Source organism: Inquilinus sp. 2KB_23, assembly GCF_052115705.1.
GTDB classification, from domain to species: Bacteria; Pseudomonadota; Alphaproteobacteria; order DSM-16000; family Inquilinaceae; genus Inquilinus; species Inquilinus ginsengisoli_A.
This window is the reverse complement of the sequence record NZ_JBFRHF010000013.1, coordinates 28,108-49,450: the sequence shown is the minus strand read 5'-3', so window position 1 is coordinate 49,450 and position 21,343 is coordinate 28,108. Positions and strand designations below refer to the sequence as shown.

Annotated in this window: 8 protein-coding genes; all 8 read right to left on the bottom strand. The window is 70.4% G+C overall.

The window, feature by feature from the left end:
• Window positions 1-57 precede the first annotated feature (57 nt).
• Window positions 58-861 (bottom strand): hypothetical protein, encoded by an 804-nt coding sequence (locus AB4112_RS17805; RefSeq protein ID WP_441721551.1) that lies wholly within the window; start codon window positions 859-861, stop codon window positions 58-60.
• A 234-nt stretch (window positions 862-1,095) separates the two neighbouring features.
• Entirely contained in the window at window positions 1,096-1,941 is an 846-nt protein-coding gene (locus tag AB4112_RS17800) for an OmpA family protein (RefSeq protein WP_441721549.1), read from the bottom strand.
• A 40-nt stretch (window positions 1,942-1,981) separates the two neighbouring features.
• Window positions 1,982-2,620, bottom strand: coding sequence for a hypothetical protein (locus tag AB4112_RS17795; RefSeq protein ID WP_309794823.1), 639 nt, complete (start codon window positions 2,618-2,620; stop codon window positions 1,982-1,984).
• Window positions 2,621-2,668: 48 nt separating this feature from the next.
• Window positions 2,669-3,235, bottom strand: coding sequence for an invasion associated locus B family protein (locus AB4112_RS17790; protein WP_441721546.1), 567 nt, complete (start codon window positions 3,233-3,235; stop codon window positions 2,669-2,671).
• Window positions 3,236-3,248: 13 nt separating this feature from the next.
• A complete protein-coding gene (locus tag AB4112_RS17785) occupies window positions 3,249-16,673 on the bottom strand; it encodes a hypothetical protein (protein WP_441721543.1) in 13,425 nt (4,474 codons plus the stop codon).
• A 720-nt stretch (window positions 16,674-17,393) separates the two neighbouring features.
• Entirely contained in the window at window positions 17,394-18,527 is a 1,134-nt protein-coding gene (locus tag AB4112_RS17780; RefSeq protein WP_441721540.1) for a helix-turn-helix domain-containing protein, read from the bottom strand.
• 68 nt (window positions 18,528-18,595) lie between these two features.
• Window positions 18,596-19,387, bottom strand: a complete 792-nt coding sequence (locus tag AB4112_RS17775; protein WP_309794827.1) for a SapC family protein — start codon at window positions 19,385-19,387, stop codon at window positions 18,596-18,598.
• An 831-nt stretch (window positions 19,388-20,218) separates the two neighbouring features.
• Entirely contained in the window at window positions 20,219-21,154 is a 936-nt protein-coding gene (locus AB4112_RS17770; protein WP_309794828.1) for a helix-turn-helix domain-containing protein, read from the bottom strand.
• Between the last annotated feature and the right edge of the window lie 189 nt (window positions 21,155-21,343).

Genomic DNA, 21,343 nt, shown 5'->3' with positions numbered 1-21,343 from the left:
GCCGCCGGCGCTTCCGGCTGACCGGCGTCGATCTCGGGAACCGTCTCTCCCGACGCCTCAGATCTGAGGCTTGTTCCGCGGATCATGGGCCCGCTGCCTGACGCTCTCGCCGAAATTGCCGCGGAACATATGCTGCCCGAGATGTCCCAGATCGGATTGGAGATCGGCATGGACCTTGCCGCCGATGTCCCGCCAGCGGCGGCAGAAGGCGTAGTCCTCGGAGAGGTAGCGGTTGGTGTCGGGATCCACCATGCAGTCGAAGAACAGCCAATAGAACGGCGCTTCCGGATTGTTCGGTGGCCCGTCGGGGACGTAGTTGAGCCGCGGGTAGTGCTGCATCAGCCGGCTGAACACATGCCGCTTGATCACCATGAACCCGGTCGGCGCCTCGGCCACCTCGACGAAGCCCTCCTCGCCGACGAATTTGGCCAGCGGTTCCGAGCCGAGGCCGACCGGGTTGAACGGGTAGTCGGTGTAGAGTGTCTCGAAGGCGTCCTTCGTCGTGCCGGCGGGCAGGCCCTGCTGCGGCCAGTTGAAGCGCTTGATCGGGTAGATCCCGGCGGCGACGTCGTGGTCCGAGAGCAGGAGGCGGATCGCGGCCGCGGGCTGGAACACGATGTCGGAGTCGATCCAGAACAGATGCGTGTACTGCTCGTTCATCAGGAAGAACTTGACGATCTCGTTCCGGCCGCGGGGGACGAGACTCTCCGAGCGCATGTGCAGGGAGGAGCGCAGCCCGAGCCGGATCGCCTCATGCGTGAACTCGAACAGGCTCGTCACATAGTTCATGGAGACTGCCGAGATGTAGCAGGGCGTCGCCAGAAGCACGTTCATCGACTGCAGGGCGGAAACTGGGAGCATCGGAAGCCTCGGCTGTCCTGTCTTGATCAGGGATCGGGCATGTCTTTGAGCTGTCACGCCGGACGAGCCCGGCGCTCCGTCCGGGCTCGTCCCAAGGCTTCACCCAGCCCGAACGCAGAAAGGGCCATGATCCGCTGGGGAGTTCGGATCATGGCCCCGACCACCGCGAATCCGCGGCGGCATCGCCGCGGTCCCCGGCTCTCTTTGTTCCAGGAGCAATGTCGCTTGGAACGCCTAGGTGCAGACCCATTCGGGGATCCGGCATTCATGGGCATCGCCGCCGCAGATCGCGGTCGCCTTCTCCTCGGCCTCCCGTCGGGTCTCCGCCGAGGCCGCGCCCCAGAATGCCGGCCGGCCGGCAGCAGGAGGCTTTCCGACGGACAGAGCGGCGCAATGCTCGTAGGGGAAGCCGCTCTTGTCGTCGTCGGTCCAGTGACGGTGATTGCGGAACAGCGAGACGACCTGGCAGTCCTTGCCGCCCCGGTGCACGCAGTGCCGAAGCGCGATCTCCTTCGCCTCATCGGCCTTGTCGGCGCCCCAGAAGAAGCCGCGCTTCTGGTCTGGCGCCGAATAGGCGATGGCGCCCCAGATCCCCCTCACCCCGGGGTTCTGCCCGGCCGCCGACCCGGTCGGTGACAGGACGATCTCGACGCGACGGTTCTGCGGCTCGCGGACGCCGTCGGCGGTCGGGACGAGCGGATCGGACTCGCCGACGCCCTTGACCGCGATCAGGCTGTCGGCAACGCCGTCAGCAACCAGTTCGCGACGGACCGACTCGCCACGACGAACCGAGAGGGCCTGATTGTACTGGATCGAGCCCGAACGGTCGGTGTGCCCAGTGACGTCGATGCGAGTGGTCTCGCCCTGCAGCGCGCTAGCCGCAGCCGAGGCCACGACCTGTTTGGCTTCCGGGGTCAGACTCGAACTGTCGAAGTCGAAGAACACCAGGTAGCTGCGGTTGGTATCGATCGTCTCAACCACGGCCGGCGCCGGCGCCAGAGGCGGATCGGCCGCCGCGGCCACGACGGCGAGACAGGCCCAGGAAGTGAGAACCAGAATGATCGTTCGAAGCATCTTCATCTCCCTGATCCCGGCCGCCGCTGCCGCGGGCGGCGATCCATCAGCCCGCCGCCCGCAGGCTCGTCACCGCGACGCAATTGTCGTCGAGCGGAACCAGCATGACCTGCGCCCCGTTGGGCATGGTCACCAGCGGCAGCTCGCCGATGGCACCGGTCTGGCCCTTCTGGTTGACGAGTTCGGTCCCCACCGCCTGACAGCTGGCCTTGACCGGCGTCACCCGCACGAGAGTGCCTTCGCAGGAACGACCGACCGGCGACGCGAAGACCACGCCGGCCGCGGGCAAGCCCTGGGTCGACGGGCTGCCGTTGAGGGCCACGATCGCCTCGATCGAATGCGCGTCGGCGGCGCTGGTGTTCCATTGGCTCTGCGCGCTGTAGCTCGCATCGGCGGCGACGCCGCGGCCGAGCGCGGCAAATACGTTGCCGCAGGCGCCGATCTTGGCCTGCTTGGCATGGTCTTCGAACACGGTGAGGGCAGCCGCCGGCGCCGCGGATCCCTGCTTGTTCTGGGCCGCCTGCTCCTGCGCCTTCGGCGCTGCCGCCGCCGCGGAGGAGGACTTGCTCGCATCAGCCACCTGGACCGGCGGCTGGGCATAGCCGATCACATCGGCCCCGGCGATCACGCCGACAATGATCGCGACCGAAGCAGCCCCGAGAAGAATCGTCTTGGTCAGTCGCATCGTATTCATCCTTTTCAAGAAACCGAACGGAAGGCAGTCACGTCCGCGTCATTTCATGGCCGAAAGTGCGAGGAACAGCCCGTCGAGAGGAGCTTCGAACGAGACCTCCCCCTCCGGCAGTTGGTAGGAGACGGTGCAGTCGGTCCCGGCCTGGATGTGCCGCCGCAGCATCCGGCCGATGGCGATCGTGGCGGTGCAGAACGCGCCGTCGCACCGGTCGGTCTGGGCGACGATCCGGTCCGGCTTGTCGCCCAGCGCCAGCCCGATCTGCTGCCCCACCCCGACCGCGGCGGGCACCCGCATCACCACCAGGGGCTGGCCGTCCGCCGTGGCCACGAAGGACCAGTTGAAGACGGCCGACCCATCCTGGTTGACGATCGACTGGGTCAGGTTGCAGACCCTGCGCTTCGACGTCAGGCTCTCGTCGCAGATCAGGATCCAGTTCTTGAACGGCTGGACCACCCGCCGGTACTTGCCAAGCTCCTCCCCGTCGGGGATGGCGACATCGGACGGCTTCACGGCATAGGTGTTGAACCGTATCCACCCCACCGCGAAGGCCGAGCCGGACATCGCCATCAGCATCAGCACTATCGCCAGGCATCCCGCCAGCCTCATCGGCCACCCGCCCTCAGTTGAGGGTGAAGGAGACGCCGATGCCGGCGCCCCAGTCACCATCGCTCTCGACGGCCCGGGCGTTCACGCGGACCCAACCGGTCTCGGCGGTGTAGCCGAGGCCCAGGGCAAGGGCGCCCTGGTCGTGCCACATGCCGCCGCCCATCGCGGCGCTGAGCTTGCCCGGACGAGTGTCGAACTGCAGCGACGATGCCGCGATACCGATCGCCGCCCCCTGCCAGGCCTCCCGCCGCGCCTGCTTGATCTTGCCGTTGAGCGAGTCGAAGGCGCCGTTCAGCTGATTGACGTTCACCGCATCGGTGCCGTTCACGCCCGGCGCGACATTGCCGATCGTGACCGGTGCGTTCGAGTTCCCGCCCTGCAGCGTGATCCGGTTGGTGAGGTTGCCGGAGCCGTCGGTGTCGTACCTCACCGAGGCCGTCGACAGCGCCTGCAGCTGGCTCACATTCACCGCATCGGTCGCGGCAGAGCCCGCGGCGACGTTGGTGACCCGCCGTTCCGACCCCGAGGAGCCGACCGAGACCTCGCCCGTGGCCACACCGGCGGTCTTCGTCCCGACCACCGGCGTGTAGGCCGCGTCGCTCAGATTGGCCGTCGTCGTCGAGTTGGCGCCGAGGGCCAGCGAGTTGGCCTTGGTCGCCTGCGCCCCGGCGCCGATGGCGATCGCGTTGTTGGCCGAGGCGCTGGCGCCGTTGCCCATCGAGATCGCGTTGGTGGCGCTGGCGGTCGAGGCCGGGCCGACGGCGGTGCTGTTGGTGCCGGTGGCGGAGGAGTCCGCCAGGGTCGAGTTGGCGTGGAAGTACTTGATGCCCGCCCCGCCGCTGATCGAGTTGTCGACCACGGTCGCCAGCGAATAGAGCTGCGAGCCGTTGACCGCGTCGGTCGAGGTCGCCGTGATCCGCCCCGCCGCCACATTGGTGATGGTCCGCTCGGCGCCGACATCGCCCACGCTCACTGTGCTGGTCGGGTTGGCCCCGGCGAAGTTCGAGAGGTTGAAGTTGTTGAACGAGGCGCTGGAGGTGCCGACCGCGGTGGCGGTCTTCGAACCCGCGCCCAGCGCCACGTCGCCGGCATTCGCGCTCGCCGTCGCCCCGTTGCCCATCGCCACGCTGTTGGCGGTGGAGGCCACGGCCGCCGGCCCGACGGCCACGCTGTCGGTCCCGAGCGCCTGGCTGTCGGCCAGGGTCGAGTTGGCGTGGAAGTACTTGATGCCGCCGCCGCCGTTGATGCTGTCGAGCTGGTTGTTGATGGTCGTCAGGTTGCCGTCCACCGCGCCGAAGGCATCATAGACCGTCTTGTAGTTGTTGCCCTGGACGATGAAGGTCGGCCCGACGATGGTGCCGTCCGGCTTCACCGTCGAGGTGCCGCCGAGCACGTTGGTGATGCTCTGCGCCGTGCCGTGGAGCTGCGAGCCGTTGATGGCGTCGGTCGAGGTCGAGGACACCACGCCCTTGTCCACATTGTGCAGCTTGACCGGCCCGAAGCCCGCACCCACCAGCGTCAGGTCCTGGGATGGCTTGCCGCCGTTCGGGGTCGTTGGCGTGGCGGCGTCGCTGTACTGGACCGGCCCGATGCCGCCGTTGTTGATCTGGGTGCCCAGGATGTTGACCGCCGAGTTGGTGGCGAACAGCTGGCTGCCGTTGATCGCGTCGGTGGAGTCGGCCGAGAGGCGGCCAGCGGCGACATTGGTGATGGTCCGCTCCGCCCCCGGCACGCCGACGCTGACGGTGCTCGTCGGGGTCGCCCCGGCGAAGCTGTAGGCCTTGCCGGCGATCGTGGTGCCCGCGGTGGCCACCACCGCCGCAGTGGCACTGCCAGCGCCGAGGGCCACGTCGCCGGCATTCGCCCCGGCCGCCGCGCCGTGGCCGATGGCGATGCCGTCCTGCACCGAGGCCACGGCCGTCGGCCCGACCGCCACGCTGTCCGTACCGACCGCCTGGCTGTCCGCCAGGGTCGAGTTGGCGTGGAAGTATTTGATGCCGCCGCCGTTGGTGATGTTGGTCAGCTGGTTGTTGATCGTGGTCAGGTTGCCGTCCACCGCATCGAAGGCGTCGGTGACCGTGGTGTAGTCGTTGCCCTGGATGTTGTAGGTCGGCCCGGTGACGGTGCCGTCCGGGTTGACGATCGAGGTGCCGCCGAGATGGGTGGCGATGCTCTGCGACACGCCGTAAAGCTGCGAGCCGTTGATGCCCTCGGTCGAGGTCGAATTCACCGCGCCGGGCGCCAGCCCGGTGATGCCGGTGCCGTTCATGTTCAGGCCGGTGGCATCGAACACCTGCCCGCTGGTCAGGGTCAGGCTGTCCGCCGTGAGCGCCGGCGTGGTCGCCACGGTGATGTTCGTGCCGTTCCGGGTGACAGCGATGTTCTGGCCGTTCAGGAACTGCACCGTGCCGCCCGGCGCCACCTTGGTCGCCGCGTCGCCGTTGGCCTGCAGGTTCCAGCCGGCATTGGCGACATCGCCGATCGCATTGAGCTGGTTGACGTTCACCGCGTCGGTGCCGCCCGTTCCCGGCGCCACGTTGATGATCTTGGTGCTGCCGGCGTCGATCCCCGCCGTGGTCACGCTCGGGCCGCCGGTGATGGTCAGCCCGGCGCCGGTGATCGAGGTCGTGCCGCCCACCGTCACCGAGGTGAAGGACGGCGTGTCCACCACCCCGTAGGTGATCGTCGATCCGCTACGGGTCACCGTGGTGTTGCTGCCCGCCGCGAAGCTCGCCGTCCCGCCCGGCGCGATGTTCTGGCTGGTCGCCCCGCCATCCGCGCTCAGGTTCCAGCCGGCATTGGCCGTCGTCGCCAGGCCGTCGACCGCCTGGTTGGTGGCGAAGAGCTGCGACCCGTTCACCGCATCGGTCGAGGTGGCAGCGAGCCGCCCTGCCGCCACATTGGTGATGGTCCGCTCGGCGCCGACCGCGCCGACGCTGACCGTGCTGGTCGGCGTGGTGCCGGCGAAGCTGTAGCTCGTGCCGGCGATGGTCGCGCCGGCCGTGCCGACTGCCGCCGCGGTCACCGAGCCGGAGCCCAGCGCCACGTCGCCGGCGTTGCCGGCCGTCGCCGCGTCGCCGAAGGCGAGCGAGCCAGCCCCGGCCGCGCTGCTGGCGTTGCCGAGAGCCACCGAGCCCTGGCCCGTCGCGGTGTTGGCGCTGCCGAGGGCGAGCGCGCCGGTGCCGCTGGCGGTGTTGTTGGCGCCGACCGCCACGGCACCGGTGCCGATGGCCGAGTTCGGGTCGCCGATCGCCACGGCGCCGTCGCCGTTCGCGGTCTGGCCTTCGCCCAGCGCCACCGCGCCGGTGCCGCCCAGCACCTGCGAATTGTGGCCGCCGGCGATCGAGCCGGTGCCGGCTGCCGCGGCGACGGTGTTGGCATCGCCGAGCGCCACGGTGGAGGCGGCGAGCGCCTGCGAACCGTTGCCGAGCGCGGTGGCGTTCGCCGCCGTCGCCGAGGCCCCGACGCCGGCCGCCACCGAATTGGTGCCGGTGGCGCCGGCGTTGTCGTAGTTCGCCCCCGGGGTGCCGCCGTCATTGACGCTGTAGTAGTGCGTCAGCTTGCCGTTCACATTCGTGATCCGGCTGGCGACATTGTCGATCGCCTGGTTGGAGGCGAAGAGCTGGCTGCCGTTCACCGCGTCGGTGGAGGTGGCCGAGAGCCGGCCCGCCGCGACGTTGGTGATGGTCCGCTCGTTGCCCGCACTGCCGACGCTGACCGTGCTGGTCGGCGTGGTTCCGGCGAAGGCGTAGCTGGTGCCGGCGATCGTCGCGCCGGCGGTGCCGACCGCGGCCGCCGTGGCCGAGCCGGCCCCCAGCGCGACATCACCCGCATTGCTGGCCGAGGCGTTGGCACCGAGCGCGGTCGCGTTCGCCGCCGTGGCGCCGGCGCCGACACCGGCCGCCACCGAATTGGTGCCGGTGGCGCCGTCATTGTCGTAGTTGGCGCCCTGGGTGCCGCCGTCGTTGACGCTGTAGTAGTGCGTCAGCTTGCCGGTGATGGTCGTGACCTCGCTGGCGACGCTGCCCACCGCCGTGTTGGTGGCGAAGAGCTGCGAGCCGTTCACCGCGTCGGTCGAGGTCGCCGCAATCCGCCCCGCCGCGACATTGGTGATGGTCCGCTCGGCGCCGACCGCGCCGACGCTGACCGTGCTGGTCGGCGTGGCGCCGGCGAAGGCGTAGGTCGTGCCGGCGATCGACGTGCTCGGCGTGGCCACCACCGCCGCGGTGGTGCTGCCGGAGCCGAGAGCGACGTCGCCGACATTGGCACCGGCGGTCGCGCCATGGCCGACCGCGACGCCGTCCTGCACCGAGGCCACCGCCACAGGTCCGGCAGCCACGCTGTCGGTGCCCGAGGCCTGGCTGTCGGCCAGGGTCGAGGTGGCGTGGAAGTACTTGATGCCGCCGCCGTTGCTGATGTTGTCGACCTTGGTGTTCACCGTGTCGACCGAGGTGTTGGTGGCGAACAGCTGGCTGCCGTTCACCGCATCGGTCGAGGTCGCCGCAATCCGCCCGGCCGCCACATTGGTGATGGTCCGCTCGGCGCCGACCGCGCCGACGCTGACCGTGCTGGTCGGCGTGGCGCCGGCGAAGGCGTAGCTCGCGCCGGCGATCGTCGTGCTCGCCGTGCCGACCGCCGCAGCCGTGGTCGAGCCGGAGCCCAGCGCCACATCGCCGGCATTCGCGCCTGCCGTCGCGCCGTGGCCGACCGCCACCCCGTCCGTCACCGAGGCCACGGCCTCGGGCCCGGCGGCGGTGCTGTCCGTCCCCGTCGCCTGGCTATCGGCCAGGGTCGAGGTGGCGTGGAAGTACTTGATACCGCCGCCGTTGCTGATGTTGTCGACCTTGGTGTTCACCGCGTCGACCGAGGTGTTGGTGGCGAAGAGCTGGCTGCCGTTCACCGCATCAGTCGATGTCGCCGCAATCCGCCCCGCGGCGACATTGGTGATGGTCCGCTCCGCACCCGCCGCGCCGACGCTGACCGTGCTGGTCGGCGCCGTGCCGGCGAAGGCGTAGGTCGTGCCGGCGATCGTTGTGCTCGGCGTGGCCACCACCGCCGCGGTGGTGCTACCGGAGCCGAGAGCGACGTCGCCGACATTGACACCGGCGGTCGCGCCATGGCCGACCGCGACGCCGTCCTGCACCGAGACCACCGCCTCGGGCCCGGCGGCGGTGCTGTCGGTCCCCGTCGCCTGGCTGTCCGCCAGGGTCGAGGTGGCGTGGAAGTACTTGATGCCGCCGCCGTTGCTGATGTTGTCGACCTTGGTGTTCACCGTGTCGACCGAGGTGTTGGTGGAGAACAGCTGGCTGCCGTTCACTGCATCGGTCGAGGTGGCGGAGATCCGCCCTGCCGCCACATTGGTGATGGTCCGCTCGGCGCCGACCGCGCCGACGCTGACCGTGCTGGTCGGGGTCGTGCCGGCGAAGTTGTAGGTCGTGCCGGCAATCGTGGTGCTGGCCGTGCCGACCGCCGTTGCGGTGGTGCTGCCGGAGCCGAGCGCGACATCGCCCGCATTCGCGGCCGCGGTGGCGCCGTGGCCGAACGCGATCGCATCGGCAGTCCCGGCGCTCGCCGTGTCGCCCAGGGCGATGGCGGACGGAGCGTTGGCGACCTTCGCCCCCCAGCCGATCGCAACGCCGTTGGTCGATGCCGCGTCGACGGCCAGCCCGGTGTTCGCCCCGATCGCGATGCTGCCGTCGGCCGCGGCCGTGACCTGGTTGCCGAGTGCGGTCGCGTTGACGCCCGACGCCTGGCTCAGATAGCCCAGCGCCGTGCTCTCCAGGCCGCTCGCATTGGACTGGTAGCCGACCGCGACGCTCTGATTGCCGCCCGCGCTGGCCTCTGTGCCGGACGCAACCGAGCTCGCCCCCGCCGCCGCAGCCCCGATGCCGGCGGCCATCGCATTAGCGCCGGTGGCGCCGTCGTTGATGTAGTTCGCCCCGTGCGTGCCGCCGTCGTTCACGCTGTAGTAGTGCGTCGGCGTGCTGGCGGCGATGGCCTCGACCGCCTGGTTGGTGGCGAAGAGCTGGCTGCCATTGATGGCGTCGGTCGAGTCGATCGCGATCCGACCGGCCGCGACATTGGTGATGGTCCGCTCGTTGCCGGCGCTGCCGACGCTGACCGTGCTGGTCGGCGTGGCGCCCGCGAAGGCGTAGGTCGTACCGCCGATGGTGGTGCTGGCGGTGCCGACCGCCGCGGCGGTCACCGAGCCCGTGCCCAGCGCCACCGCGCCGGCATCGCCGGCCGTGGCGCCGTTGCCCAGGGCGACCGCGTCCGCAGCCGAGGCGTTGGCGAGGACGCCGACCGCCGTGGCGTGGTCCGCCGTGGCGCTGGAGGCCAGGCCGAGGGCCGTGGACCAGGTCCCGGTCGCGTTGGTGTTGCCGCCGACCGCAGTGCTGCCGGCCCCCGTGGCGGTCGAGGAACCGCCGATCGCGGTCGCCTCGAAGGAGGTGAAGCCGCCCGGAAGCACCGTGCCCGCGGCCCCGCTGGCATTCGCACCCGGGCCGATGGCGATCGGCGAGCCGTCGCCGGCCGTCACGATGGCCTTGGCGCCGGTGCCCAGGGCCATGCCCGCGCCGCTGCCGCCGCCGGTGGCCGTCGCCCCGCTGCCGAGAGCGACCGTGGTCCCGCCCGTCGCGGCGGCGTTGTTGCCGACCGCCGTCGACGGGCCGCCCGACGCCACGGCCCCGATGCCGGCCGCCAGGGCACCCGCACTGGTCGCGCCGTCATTGTTGAAGTTCCCGCCCGCCGTGCCGCCGTCATTGACGCTGTAGTAGTGCGTCAGCTTGCCGTTCACATTCGTGATCTGGCTGGCGACGTCGTCGACCGCCGTGTTGGTGGCGAACAGCTGCGAGCCGTTCACCGCGTCGGTCGAGGTCGCCGAGAGCCGCCCCGCCGCCACATTGGTGATGGTCCGCTCGGCGCCCGCCGCGCCGACGCTGACCGTGCTGGCCGGCGTCGTCCCGGCGAAGTTGTAGGTCGTGCCGGCGATGGTGGTGCTGGCCGTGCCGACCGCCGCCGCCGTCACCGAGCCCGTGCCCAGCGCCACCGCGCCGGCATCGCCGGCCGTGGCGCCGTTGCCCAGGGCGACCGCATCCGCCGCCGAGGCGTTGGCGAGGACGCCGACCGCCGTGGCGTGGTCCGCCGTGGCGCTGGAGGCCAGGCCGAGGGCCGTGGACCAGGTCCCGGTTGCGTTGGTGTTGCCGCCGACCGCAGTGCTGCCGGCCCCCGTGGCGGTCGAGGAACCGCCGATCGCGGTCGCCTCGAAGGACGTGAAGCCGCCCGGAAGCACCGTGCCCGCGGCTCCGCTGGCATTCGCACCCGGGCCGATGGCGATCGGCGAGCCGTCGCCGGCCGTCACGATGGCCTTGGCGCCGGTGCCCAGGGCCATGCCCGCGCCGCTGCCGCCGCCGGTGGCCGTCGCCCCGCTGCCGAGGGCGACCGTGGTCCCGCCTGTCGCGGCGGCGTTGTTGCCGACCGCCGTCGACGGGCCGCCCGACGCCACGGCCCCGATGCCGGCCGCCAGGGCACCCGCACTGGTCGCGCCATCGTTGTTGAAGTTCCCGCCCGCCGTGCCGCCGTCATTGACGCTGTAGTAGTGCGTCAGCTTGCCGTTCACATTCGTGATCTGGCTGGCGACGTCGTCCACCGCCGTGTTGGTGGCGAAGAGCTGGCTGCCGTTCACCGCGTCGGTCGAGGTGGCCGAGAGCCGTCCCGCCGCCACATTGGTGATGGTACGCTCCGCCCCCGCCGCGCCGACGCTGACCGTGCTGGCCGGTGCCGTGCCGGCGAAGTTGTAGGTCGTGCCGGCAATCGTCGCGCTGGACGTGCCGACCGCCGCCGCGGTCACCGAGCCCGAGCCCAGCGCCACCGCCCCGGCATCGCCGGCGGTGGCACCGTGGCCCAGGGCGAGCGCGTCCGTGGCCGACGCGTTGGTATTGAGGCCCATGGCGATGGCATTGTCTGCCCCCGCCGTGACGCCGACACCGATCGCCGTGGAATTCTGTCCCACGGCATTGGCGAAGGAGCCCAAGACGATGGAGCCGGCTCCGGTGGCTTTGGCCACAGTGCCGACCGCGACCGCATCGACGTCGCTTGCGACCGTGTCGGTGCCCAGCGCCACGGCCTGAGCGCCGGACGCGGCCGCCCCGATGCCCGCCGCCATCGAATTGAGGCCGGTGGCGCCGTCGTTGTTGAAGTTGCCGCCCGCCGTGCCGCCGTCATTGACGCTGTAGTAGTGCGTCAGCTTGCCGGTCACGTCGGTGATCTGGCTGGCGACGTCGTCGACCGCCGTGTTGGTGGCGAAGAGCTGCGACCCGTTCACCGCGTCGGTCGAGGTGGCGGAGAGGCGCCCCGCCGCGACATTGGTAATCGTCCGCTCGGCTCCTGCCGCACCGACGCTGACCGTGCTGGCCGGCGTGGTCCCGGCGAAGTTGTAGGTCGTGCCCGCGATCGTCGCGCTGGCGGTACCGACCGCTGCCGCGGTCACCGAGCCCGTGCCCAGCGCCACGTCCTTGGCATTGGTGGCCGAGGCCGCGTCGCCGAAGGCGAGCGAGCCCGCGCCGGCCGCGGTGCTGGCATTGCCGAGCGCAACCGAGCCCTGGCCGGTCGCGGTGTTGGTGTTGCCCAGCGCCAGCGCGCCGGTGCCGGTGGCGGTGTTGTTGGCGCCTAGGCCCACCGCGCCGGTGCCGGTGACGGTGTTCGGGTCGCCGATCGCGACCGCGCCGTCGCCGTTCACCACCTGGCCCTGGCCGATCGCCACCGCCCCGGCGCCGCCCAGCACCTGCGAGTTGGTGCCGATCGCAACCGAACCTTCGCCGGCCGCAGCCGCCACCGAGCTGTTGGTGCCCAGGACCGTACTCGTGAGGGCGAGAGCCTGGGTGTTGGTGCCGATCGAGATCGCGCTCTGGTCGCTTGCGACCGTGTTGGTGCCGATCGAGACAGCGCCCTGGTCGCTCGCGACCGTGTTGGTGCCGATCGCGGTCGCCCATTGGCTGGAAGCATTGGCATTAACGCCCAGAGCGATCGCGGCACCCGCCGTCGCGCTGGCGGCATTGCCCATAGCGATGGTGCTCTCGGCGCCTGCGGTGGTGTTGTAGCCCATTGCCACAGCATTGAGGCCGCTCGCGTTGGCGAGGACGCCGACCGCCGTGGCGTGATCCGCCGACGCGTTGGCGTTCTGGCCGAGAGCGGTGGACCAGGTCCCGGTCGCCTGGCTCGCGCCGCCGACGGCCGTGCCGCCCTGCCCGGTGGCGTTCGCGCTGTTGCCGAGCGCGACCGCCTCGAAGGAGGTGAAGCCGCCCGGGAGCGCCGTGCCGGCGGCTCCGCTGGCATTGGAGGCGATGCCGATGGCGATCGGCGAGCCGTCGCCGCCCGTCACCACGGCCTTGGCGTTGGTGCCCAGGGCCATGGCGCCGCCGGCGCCGCCGCTGGTGGCCGTCGCCCCGCTGCCGAGGGCGACCGTGGTCCCGCCCGACGCGGCGGCATTGAAGCCGACCGCCGTCGAGTTGGCGCCCGACGCCGTCGCCCCGATGCCGGCGGCCATCGCATTGGCGCCGGTGGCGCCGTCGTTGATGTAGTTCGCCCCGTGCGTGCCGCCGTCGTTGACGCTGTAGTAGTGCAGCGGCGTGCTGGCGGCGATCGCCGTGATCGCCTGGTTGGTGGCGAAGAGCTGGCTGCCGTTGATGGCGTCGGTCGAGTCGATCGCGATCCGGCCGGCCGCGACATTGGTGATGGTCCGCTCATTGCCGGCGCTGCCGACGCTGACGGTGCTGGTCGGGGTGGCGCCGGCAAAGTTGTAGGTCGTGCCGCCGATCACCGTGCTGGCGGTGCCGACCGCCGCCGCGGTCACCGAGCCCGAGCCCAGCGCCACGTCCTTGGCATTGACCGCCGAGGCCGCATCGCCGAAGGCGAGCGAGCCGGCGCCTGCCGCGCTGCTGGCATTGCCGAGCGCGACCGAGCCCTGGCCCGTCGCCGTGTTGGCGCTGCCCAGCGCCAGCGCGCCCGTGCCGTTGACCGTGTTGTTGGCGCCCATGCCGACGGCGCCGGTGCCGGTCACCGAGTTCGGGTCGCCGATGGCGACCGCGCCGTCGCCGTTGACGACCTGGCCCTCGCCGATCGCCACGGCACCCGTGCCACCATTCACCGTCGAGTTGTGGCCAATCGCGACCGAGCCGGGGCCGGCCGCGGCCGCCACCGTGTTGGTGTCGCCCAGCGCCACCGTCGAGGCCGCCAGCGCCTGCGAGGCGTTGCCGACCGCGGTAGCGTTCGCCGCCGCGGCATTGGCCTGCAAGCCCATGGCGATGGCGCCGTCTGCCGACGCATTGGCCACCGCGCCGATCGCCACCGAGCCGGCGCCGGAACCGGCGCTCGCATTGCCCAGGGCAATGGCGGAGTCGGCGCTGGCGTTGGTGCCGACACCCAGTGCGACGGCGTTGAGGCCACTCGCCTGGCTGATCCGGCCGACCGCGATGCTGCTGCCGCCGGTCGCGTTGGCCGAGCTGCCCAGGGCCAGCGCGTCCGCGACCGAAGCGGTGGCCGCGTTGCCGACCGCGATGGCGTTGTCCGCCGCGGCGTTGGCGTGCAGGCCGACCGCCGTGGACGCCGCCCCTGTCGCGATAGCCTGGAAGCCGGTCGCGGTGGCGAAATTGGCAGTGGCGAGGCTGCCGGCGCCGAGGGCCGTGGCCTGCTGGGCACCGGCATTGGCGTTCTGGCCGAAGGCCGTCGCCCAATCGCCATTGGCCAGCGCGCCCGTGCCGACCGCGGTCGTGAAGGAGCCGGTCGCGTTGGCGTTCAGGCCGAGCGCGATCGCGCCGCCCGACGGCCCCGTGGCGACGGCGCTGGTCCCGATGGCGATGCTGTCCGCGGCCGCCGCGTTGGCCAGGCTGCCCACCGCGATCGCGTTCTGGGCCGTCGCGTTGGCTGCGTTGCCCATCGCGATCGAGGTCACGCCCAAGGCGTTGGCATGCAGGCCGACGGCCGTGGCCCCCACCCCCCCTGCCGTGGCTTGGAGGCCCACAGCAAGAGCGACATCCGCGCTGGTGACGCTGCCGGAGCCGAAGGCTTGGCCGGAGCCGCCTGTCGCTTTGGTGTTGAAGCCTACGGCCATCGAGTTCGTCCCCGTCGCCGAAGCCGCGGGACCGATCGCGATGGCATTGGCGCCCGTGGCGCCGTTGTTGGTGTAGTTCCCCTGCTGTAACCCGCCATCGTTGACGCTGACGTAATGAGTCGGCGTGCTGGCGGCGATGGCCGAGACCGCCTGGTTGGTGGCGAAGAGCTGGCTGCCGTTGATCGCGTCGGTCGAGTCGATGGCGATCCGCCCCGCCGCGACATTGGTGATGGTCCGCTCCGCCCCCGCCGCACCGACGCTGATCGTGCTGGTCGGGGCCGCCCCGGCGAAGTTGTAGGTGGTGCCGCCGATCACCGTGCTGGGCGTGGCGACCGCCGCGGCGGTCACCGAGCCCGAGCCCAGCGCCACGTCCTTGGCATTCACCGCCGAAGCCGCGTCGCCGAGGGCGAGCGAGCCGGCGCCCGCCGCGCTGCTGGCGTTGCCCAGCGCGACCGAGCCCTGGCCCGTCGCGGTGTTGCCGTTGCCGATTCCGACCGCGCCGGTGCCGTTGACGGTGTTGTTGGCGCCCATGCCCACGGCACCGGTGCCGGTCACCGAATTCGGGTCGCCGATCGCGACCGCGCCGTTGCCGTTGACGACCTGGCCTCCGCCGATCGCCACCGCACCGGTGCCGCCGTTCACCGCCGAGTTGTGGCCGATCGCCACCGAGCCGGGGCCGGCCGCCGCCGCCACGGTGTTGGTGTCGCCCAGCGCCACGCTCGAGGCGGCCAGCGCCTGCGAGGCGTTGCCGATCGCCGTGGTGCTCGCGGCCGTCGCATTGGCCGTCGTGCCGATGGCGATGGAATTCAGGGCTGCGGCATTGGCCGAACGGCCCCCGGCGAACGCATTTTCCGCCCCCGTGCGGGAGCCGGCACCGATCGCCGTGGAATTCAATGCCGTGGCATTGGCGAAGGAGCCCACGCCGATGGCGCCGGCGTTGGTGGCTTGGGCCGAACGGCCGACCGCGACCGCATTGACGTCGCTCGCGACCGCGGCGGCGCCCAGCGCCGTGGCGCTGGGGCCTATGGCGGCCGCGTTGTTGCCGACCGCCGTGGAGGAAACGCCCGTGCCCTGAGCCCCCGACCCCGACGCGACCGAGCCGACTCCGCTCGACACGGCGCCGTTGCCCGTGGCCACCGAGAAGTTGCCGGCCGCGCTGGCGGTGGGGCCGACTGCGACGGCGCCCTGGCCTGCGGCGTTGGCGCTGACCCCGATGGCGATGGTACCACCCACGGCGGTCGCCTTCGAGGCGCGGCCCATGGCGAGCGCATCCTGGGCGGAGGCCGTCACATCGGTGCCGATGCCGATGGCGCTTTGCGCGGTGGCGCCCGTCCCCGCGACGGTGCGCGCGCCGAGATAGACCGAGTTCACCTGGGAGGCGATCGACTGCCAGCCGATCGCGATCGAGCTGTTGCTGCCCGAATTGGCCGCCAGCCCCATGGCCACCGAAGCAAGGCCACTGGCTATAGCATTAGACCCGACCGCGACAGAATTCTCGGCGGTCGATTGGGACCCGAATCCCAGCGCCGTCGACTGGATGGCGTTGGCCAGCGCGCCCGGACCGAAGGCCGACGCGCTCGCGCCACTCGCCGTGGCACTGGCGCCTGCGGCGATCGAATTGCCACCGGTGGCGCGCGAATTGATGCCCAACGCCGTCGCATTCCCCCCGGTGGCGCCAGCATTGTTGCCGACGGCGGTGGAGGCGGGGCCGCTGGCCGTGGAGTTGACGCCGAGCGCTGTTGCCCCGTCCGCGAAGGCGTGGGCTGCCCCGCCAAGGGCGAGGGCGTTGGTGCCGACCGCGTTCGAAAAGACGCCGATGGCGATCGCGTTGAGGCCGTTGGTGCTGTTGGTATAGCCGATCGAGATCGAACCATCGCCGGTGGCGGTGGTGCTGGTGCCCAACGCTATGGAGTGGCCGCCAACCGCCGTGGCGGTGTTGCCCACGGCGGTCGAGCCGGCGGGGGCGGTGCTGCCGGGGCCGAGGATGGCCTGCGCGAAGGCCTGCGTCGGCAGCTGAGCCGCCAGCGTCGCCAGCGAAATGGCGGCGTAGAGTCCCCTGGCCCGGCGCAGCACCCCGAACAGGGTGGCCGGCGCCGCCGCGGTGCCAGCCACGGCGAGCGTGGCGCCGCCGACGGCGCCGCCGGTGCCGAGGGCACCGAGGCCCAGCCGGTCGCGCTTCATGCCCAGCATGCGGTGCGCCTGGCGCAGCGCCGCCATCAGCCGGCGGCGGAGCGAGCGGCCGCCCCCGGCGGCACCCGCGACCCAATTGTTGGCGAATCGGGCGGTGTGATGCCGGACGGTCTTCCGGGCCGAAAAATCGTTGCCGTTCATGATGTCATCCCCCGCCGAAATGCCTGCCTGAAAAGAGCTCGCCGCCGCGGCGGATCCGGACGATGCCGTCCCGCCGCCCTGTGGAATCGAGAGTTGGATTTCCGGCCCGTCCGCTGACGCGCCGGCACCGGGCCTGGCCGGGCCCGGTGTTGCCTTATCCGCATCCAGGGACCGATCATTCGATCGCGTCATCCCACTCCCTCCCCCGCAAGAAGAACCGCCAACCGCCGAGCGCGACGGCGGTCCACACCACCCGTCCCAAACGGGCCCCGGACCGCCACCCTCACCTCCACCGCACCAGAACGGATCGAAGTAGAAACGCGCCTGTTTCCGCCAGTCGGCATCCACCAGGACGACCTTGTTTCTTCGATCTTTTCCGGTATCTGGTTTTTTGAAGAATTCATCAGGACTCTGCTGTCGTCACTCCGCTGAGCGTCCCAATAATTGGCATGGCGTCCCATTTCGGTGCGGGAAGGCCGCACCGTGGCGCGGCTGCCACAAGTCACTGCAATTTGAGGAAAATTCCCATCCGCCGGGCGGGCACGGCATCCGCGGGCAAGGGCTTCTCAGGACGCTGGTCCCATGGATTGCTTCGTCGGTATATGTTCTATAGACGCTGCCGCCGGACCGGATCTCGACGTCCAGGCCTATCGCCGCAGCCTCGCGCTGCTGCAGATCGATATGCTCTCGCAAGAGCGAGAGAGCAGCGGCGGCGTCGCCTCACTCCGCCGGCACGACGGCCGGGACCAGATCCGAATCGGCGGTGACCGTGGGAAGCCGCGGCATCGGTTCCGCATGTGTCCGCCTGATATCCCGGGCCCCGCGCGGGCTGTAGCCGAACTCCCGCTTGAACGCCCGCGTGAAATCCGACGCCAGCTTGAATCCGCAGCCATAGGCGATGTCCTGGATCCGCCGTCCGCTCTCGTTGCTCAAGGCGGCGTGGGCGGCGAACAGGCGGCACTGCTGGATATAGCGCGACACCCCGCCGGCCTGCTCGAACACCCGATAGAGGTTCGAGCGCGAGACGCGGAGGTCCTGCGCCACGCGCTCCGGCGTCAGCTCGGGGTTGCCGAAATGCGCCTGGATGTAGGAACGGGCGCGGTCGAACAGGACCGAGGCGACCGCTTTTTGCGCCTCTTCCAACGGGTCGCGGGATGGCCGGATGCAGGCCGCCAGCATCTCGGCCGTCGCCCGCCCCGCCTGCATCAGGTCGTCCGGCGTCATGCCGACCAGCCTCACCTCGAGGCTGCGCAGGTAGTCGACCAGAAGCGCCGCGAGGGGGCCGGTCAGGACGGCCCCAGAGGCCCTGTCGAAGCCGGCGGCAGCGGCGACGAACGCGTCCCGCGGCAGGGTGAGGCACAGCCCGGCCTGACGGGTCGCCCGACCCCGGAACGCCGCGTCCAGGGACAGCAGGAACAGGTCGCCGGGCCGGACATGGGCGTGACGGTCGGAGCTGTCGACCCACATCTCCCCTTCCGTCATCAGCATGAGGCGCCAGCAGCCGATCGGCGCCCGGCGCGGCCCAGGCGCCGAAGGACCCGGGGCATGGCTGAAGGAGAAGGCGTCCGCACGCCCGGAAGCCACCCCGATGCCGCCCAGGCTGCAGATCATGAATTCGGCGAGGAAGCCGTCCGCAGGCGTCGTCCCGGTCGGGAGCCCGACATCCATGAACGGGGCGACATGGGAGCGCCAGGCCTCGAATTGCTCCTCCGGCGCATAGGCCGCCGTGGAGATCCCGCGCGGGGCCGCCGGCCTCCGATCGCCGAAGCCCGCCGGCGCCGTCGGCAGCGGCTGCCACGGCATGAGATCGCGATAGGGGTGGAGCTGAATTCGTTCCTGCCACTCTTGCGACACGGAAGATCCCCCGAGAACCGAGCAATTCATGGAAACGCAGGAATCCTGCTGTGGACTTCGACGGCCGCTCAGGCGACCGCTTCGGCCAGATCGGCGGCGGGCACCGGCGGCGACACCGCCGGCTCTCCCTCGCGCTGCAGCAGGTTGTGGAACCGCTGCAGCGAGAACAGCTGCAGGGTGATACGGGCGAGATGGCCGCTGCGGTGCAGGGCCAGGACCGTCTCGGCGTCGAGCTCCGCCAGCCGCGTCTCGTTCACCCGCCACATGCCGGTCAGCGAGAACGGCTCTGCCCCCGCCCGCGTCACATTGGCGGTGAAGGTCTCGAGCAGGTCCAGCTCCACCAGCCGCGCGGTGAAGGCGCGGGCGGCAGCCAGATCCGCCTCATAGGCCGCGAGGAAGCCTTCGATCGCGGTCCAGCGCGGCGTCGGCTGGCCGTCATCGAGGAACAGCCGAACCGCGCCCTCCGCCGGCCCTTCCGAGACGTGGTCGGCGTCAACGCAGACCAGCAGGTCGGGGTCCGGCTTGTCGTCCCGCACCACCGACGCCATGCAGAAGGGATAGCGCCGGACATAGGCGGGAGGGTACGCCGCCGGGTCCCATCCGCCGTCGCCGCCGAAGCTGTTGCGGTTCCGGGACAGGCCCATCACGGCGACCACATTGTACTGGTCGGCCGCCGGATCGTGCACGAAGACGATCGGATAGTGCCAGGCGGCCGACACGATCTCGTCATAGGCCAGCGGCACGATCTGCGACTGGCTCACGAAGGGCGGCAATTGCCCCGGCCCGAGCAGGCGGACATGGTCGGACCGATCCAGGAGCTTCAGGGCGCCGTAGCCGAACGGCGGGCTGATTTCGGGCATCGGGACTTCCTCATTCCCTAAGGGGTGGCGACAAGGGATGACGTGCGGCGGACGGGACGTCAGCCCTGGGGAGCACGGCGCTCCTTCAGGGCTTTGCCCGGGACTTCAGGACATCGGACGCAGGCCGATGCCTCGGGGTGACGCCGGCACGACCATCGGATGGTGTCGATCGAAGCCCTCGCCGCGGCGGGCCCTCCCTCTCTCCTCAAATGCCCGGCGGAAGGGCGGAAGAACCCGCGGCCCCGTGCTTTTCGACATTGCGCTACGCCTCTCCCAAACGCCGCGCCGCACGGCCTGGCAATGGAACGCTGAATGGGATTTCATGCCTGACATACTGGGTCATGTGGCAAGATTCCGCCTCCCGCCCTGTGCGGCTCTTTTCCCAATTCAAGCAATTCACCTCGCGACCAGCGCAACTCCGCGCGCCTTCTGGGGCTGCAAGCCCTTGGCCGATGTCCGGCCCTTGCCGAATGCGGCTGATGCGGCATGTGGCTCGACCGCGGACACCAGGCGGCCGGCAGGGCTGCGACCGAGCCATCGCCATCAGCAATTATACTACAATTTTATATGAATAGATTTTGCCATAACTGCACGATTTGAGACATGGAATAGCAGGCGACGCCGGGGATAAAACAGAAATGGCAACAGGCGAAATGCTATCAGCACTCCTATCGGCCCCAAGTTTCTGGAATTCTTGGCAGCGCCGCGTTCGCTGTCACGCGGCACTAGGAGGCCGGCACCCGAGTCGACGGGGCCCACCCGCGGCCGGAGGCCGGCCTTCTCTTTCCACGCCACATCGCCGCGGCGGACAGTTGATCCTGGAGACCTTCCCTACCGCGAGCGGGGGACGGTGCCGAAGCGGCGCTTGTAGTTGCGATAGAAGGTAGACGAGTTCGAGAAGCCGTAGTCGACGATCACGCTCGCCACCTTCTGTCTGCCGGTCTCGAGTTCCCGCCGCGCCGCCTCCAGCCGTGCCGTCATGATCGTCTCATGCAGCGAGGCGGCATTGTCGTAGAAGATGCTGTAGAGCTTGCGCTTCGAGATGCCGAACTCGCGCGCGAGCATATCGGCGCCAAGCGACGGATTCTTCACGGTCTGGACGATGAAGGCCCTGATACTCCGATACAGCCCGCGGTCACCGGCGGGGCCCTCGGTTTCGATCTGCGCCATATAGTCCCGGATCGCGGCGGCGATGTAGTCGAAGATCGGGATATCGCGCTGGCACGGCCCGATGTCGCCCCCTGCCGGCTCGACAAGCCTGGCCTGGCCGACGATGTACTCCGCCAACGGGAGGCTCGTCATCACGGCATAGCCCGGCGCCTTTGCCAAGGCTGGCGGCTTGGTCTTGCCCAGCTGGAGCCAGTCCACCACGCACCCGCCGGCGTCTTCCTGCGACAATGCCAAGCTGAATGCGAGATCGCCGTCGATGACGACGACGGATTTCGGCGGCAGCAGCCGCTTCTCCTCTCCTGTCGCCAGAATGGCGGGGCCATGGAGGACGATGACCAGGAAGTGCCCTCCCATGCTCGCGGACAGGCCGCCGGGGCGCGTGAGCACGCCTGGACTGATCCGCAGGTGCACGGCGCCGCTGCAGTCGATGAGACTGAACCGGGCCGCGGCATGGAACCCCCTGCCGTCCGGCTGGAAGCCAGCGCCCAGGACGGGCTCGCAGACCTGCTGGGCGAAGGCTCCCGCATCCGCATAGAAGATCGAGCCGGAGATGGAGCTGTCTTGCTTGGTGACGATGGGGGATGCGGGCTGGCGCATCGGTCTGTTCCATCCGGGTCGTTGAAGAGGGGCGCGCCCAGGCCGGCACTGTCGCCTACACACCCGGACGTCTGTTGGCCTGCAGCGGCTGGCAGAGGGAACGATACCACCCACGTGCGGCAATCGATTGCCAGAGAATAGCGGACGTCGATCGGGTAGCAAGCTTAATCTTCGGACATATTGATCGCG

Excerpts from the sequence above, each read along its gene's own strand:
- AB4112_RS17805 (WP_441721551.1), bottom strand. The coding sequence starts at position 861 with ATGCTCCCAGTTTCCGCCCTGCAGTCGATGAACGTGCTTCTGGCGACG.
- AB4112_RS17800 (WP_441721549.1), bottom strand. The coding sequence starts at position 1,941 with ATGAAGATGCTTCGAACGATCATTCTGGTTCTCACTTCCTGGGCCTGT.
- AB4112_RS17795 (WP_309794823.1), bottom strand. The coding sequence starts at position 2,620 with ATGCGACTGACCAAGACGATTCTTCTCGGGGCTGCTTCGGTCGCGATC.
- AB4112_RS17790 (WP_441721546.1), bottom strand. The coding sequence starts at position 3,235 with ATGAGGCTGGCGGGATGCCTGGCGATAGTGCTGATGCTGATGGCGATG.
- AB4112_RS17785 (WP_441721543.1), bottom strand. The coding sequence starts at position 16,673 with ATGAACGGCAACGATTTTTCGGCCCGGAAGACCGTCCGGCATCACACC.
- AB4112_RS17775 (WP_309794827.1), bottom strand. The coding sequence starts at position 19,387 with ATGCCCGAAATCAGCCCGCCGTTCGGCTACGGCGCCCTGAAGCTCCTG.
- AB4112_RS17770 (WP_309794828.1), bottom strand. The coding sequence starts at position 21,154 with ATGCGCCAGCCCGCATCCCCCATCGTCACCAAGCAAGACAGCTCCATC.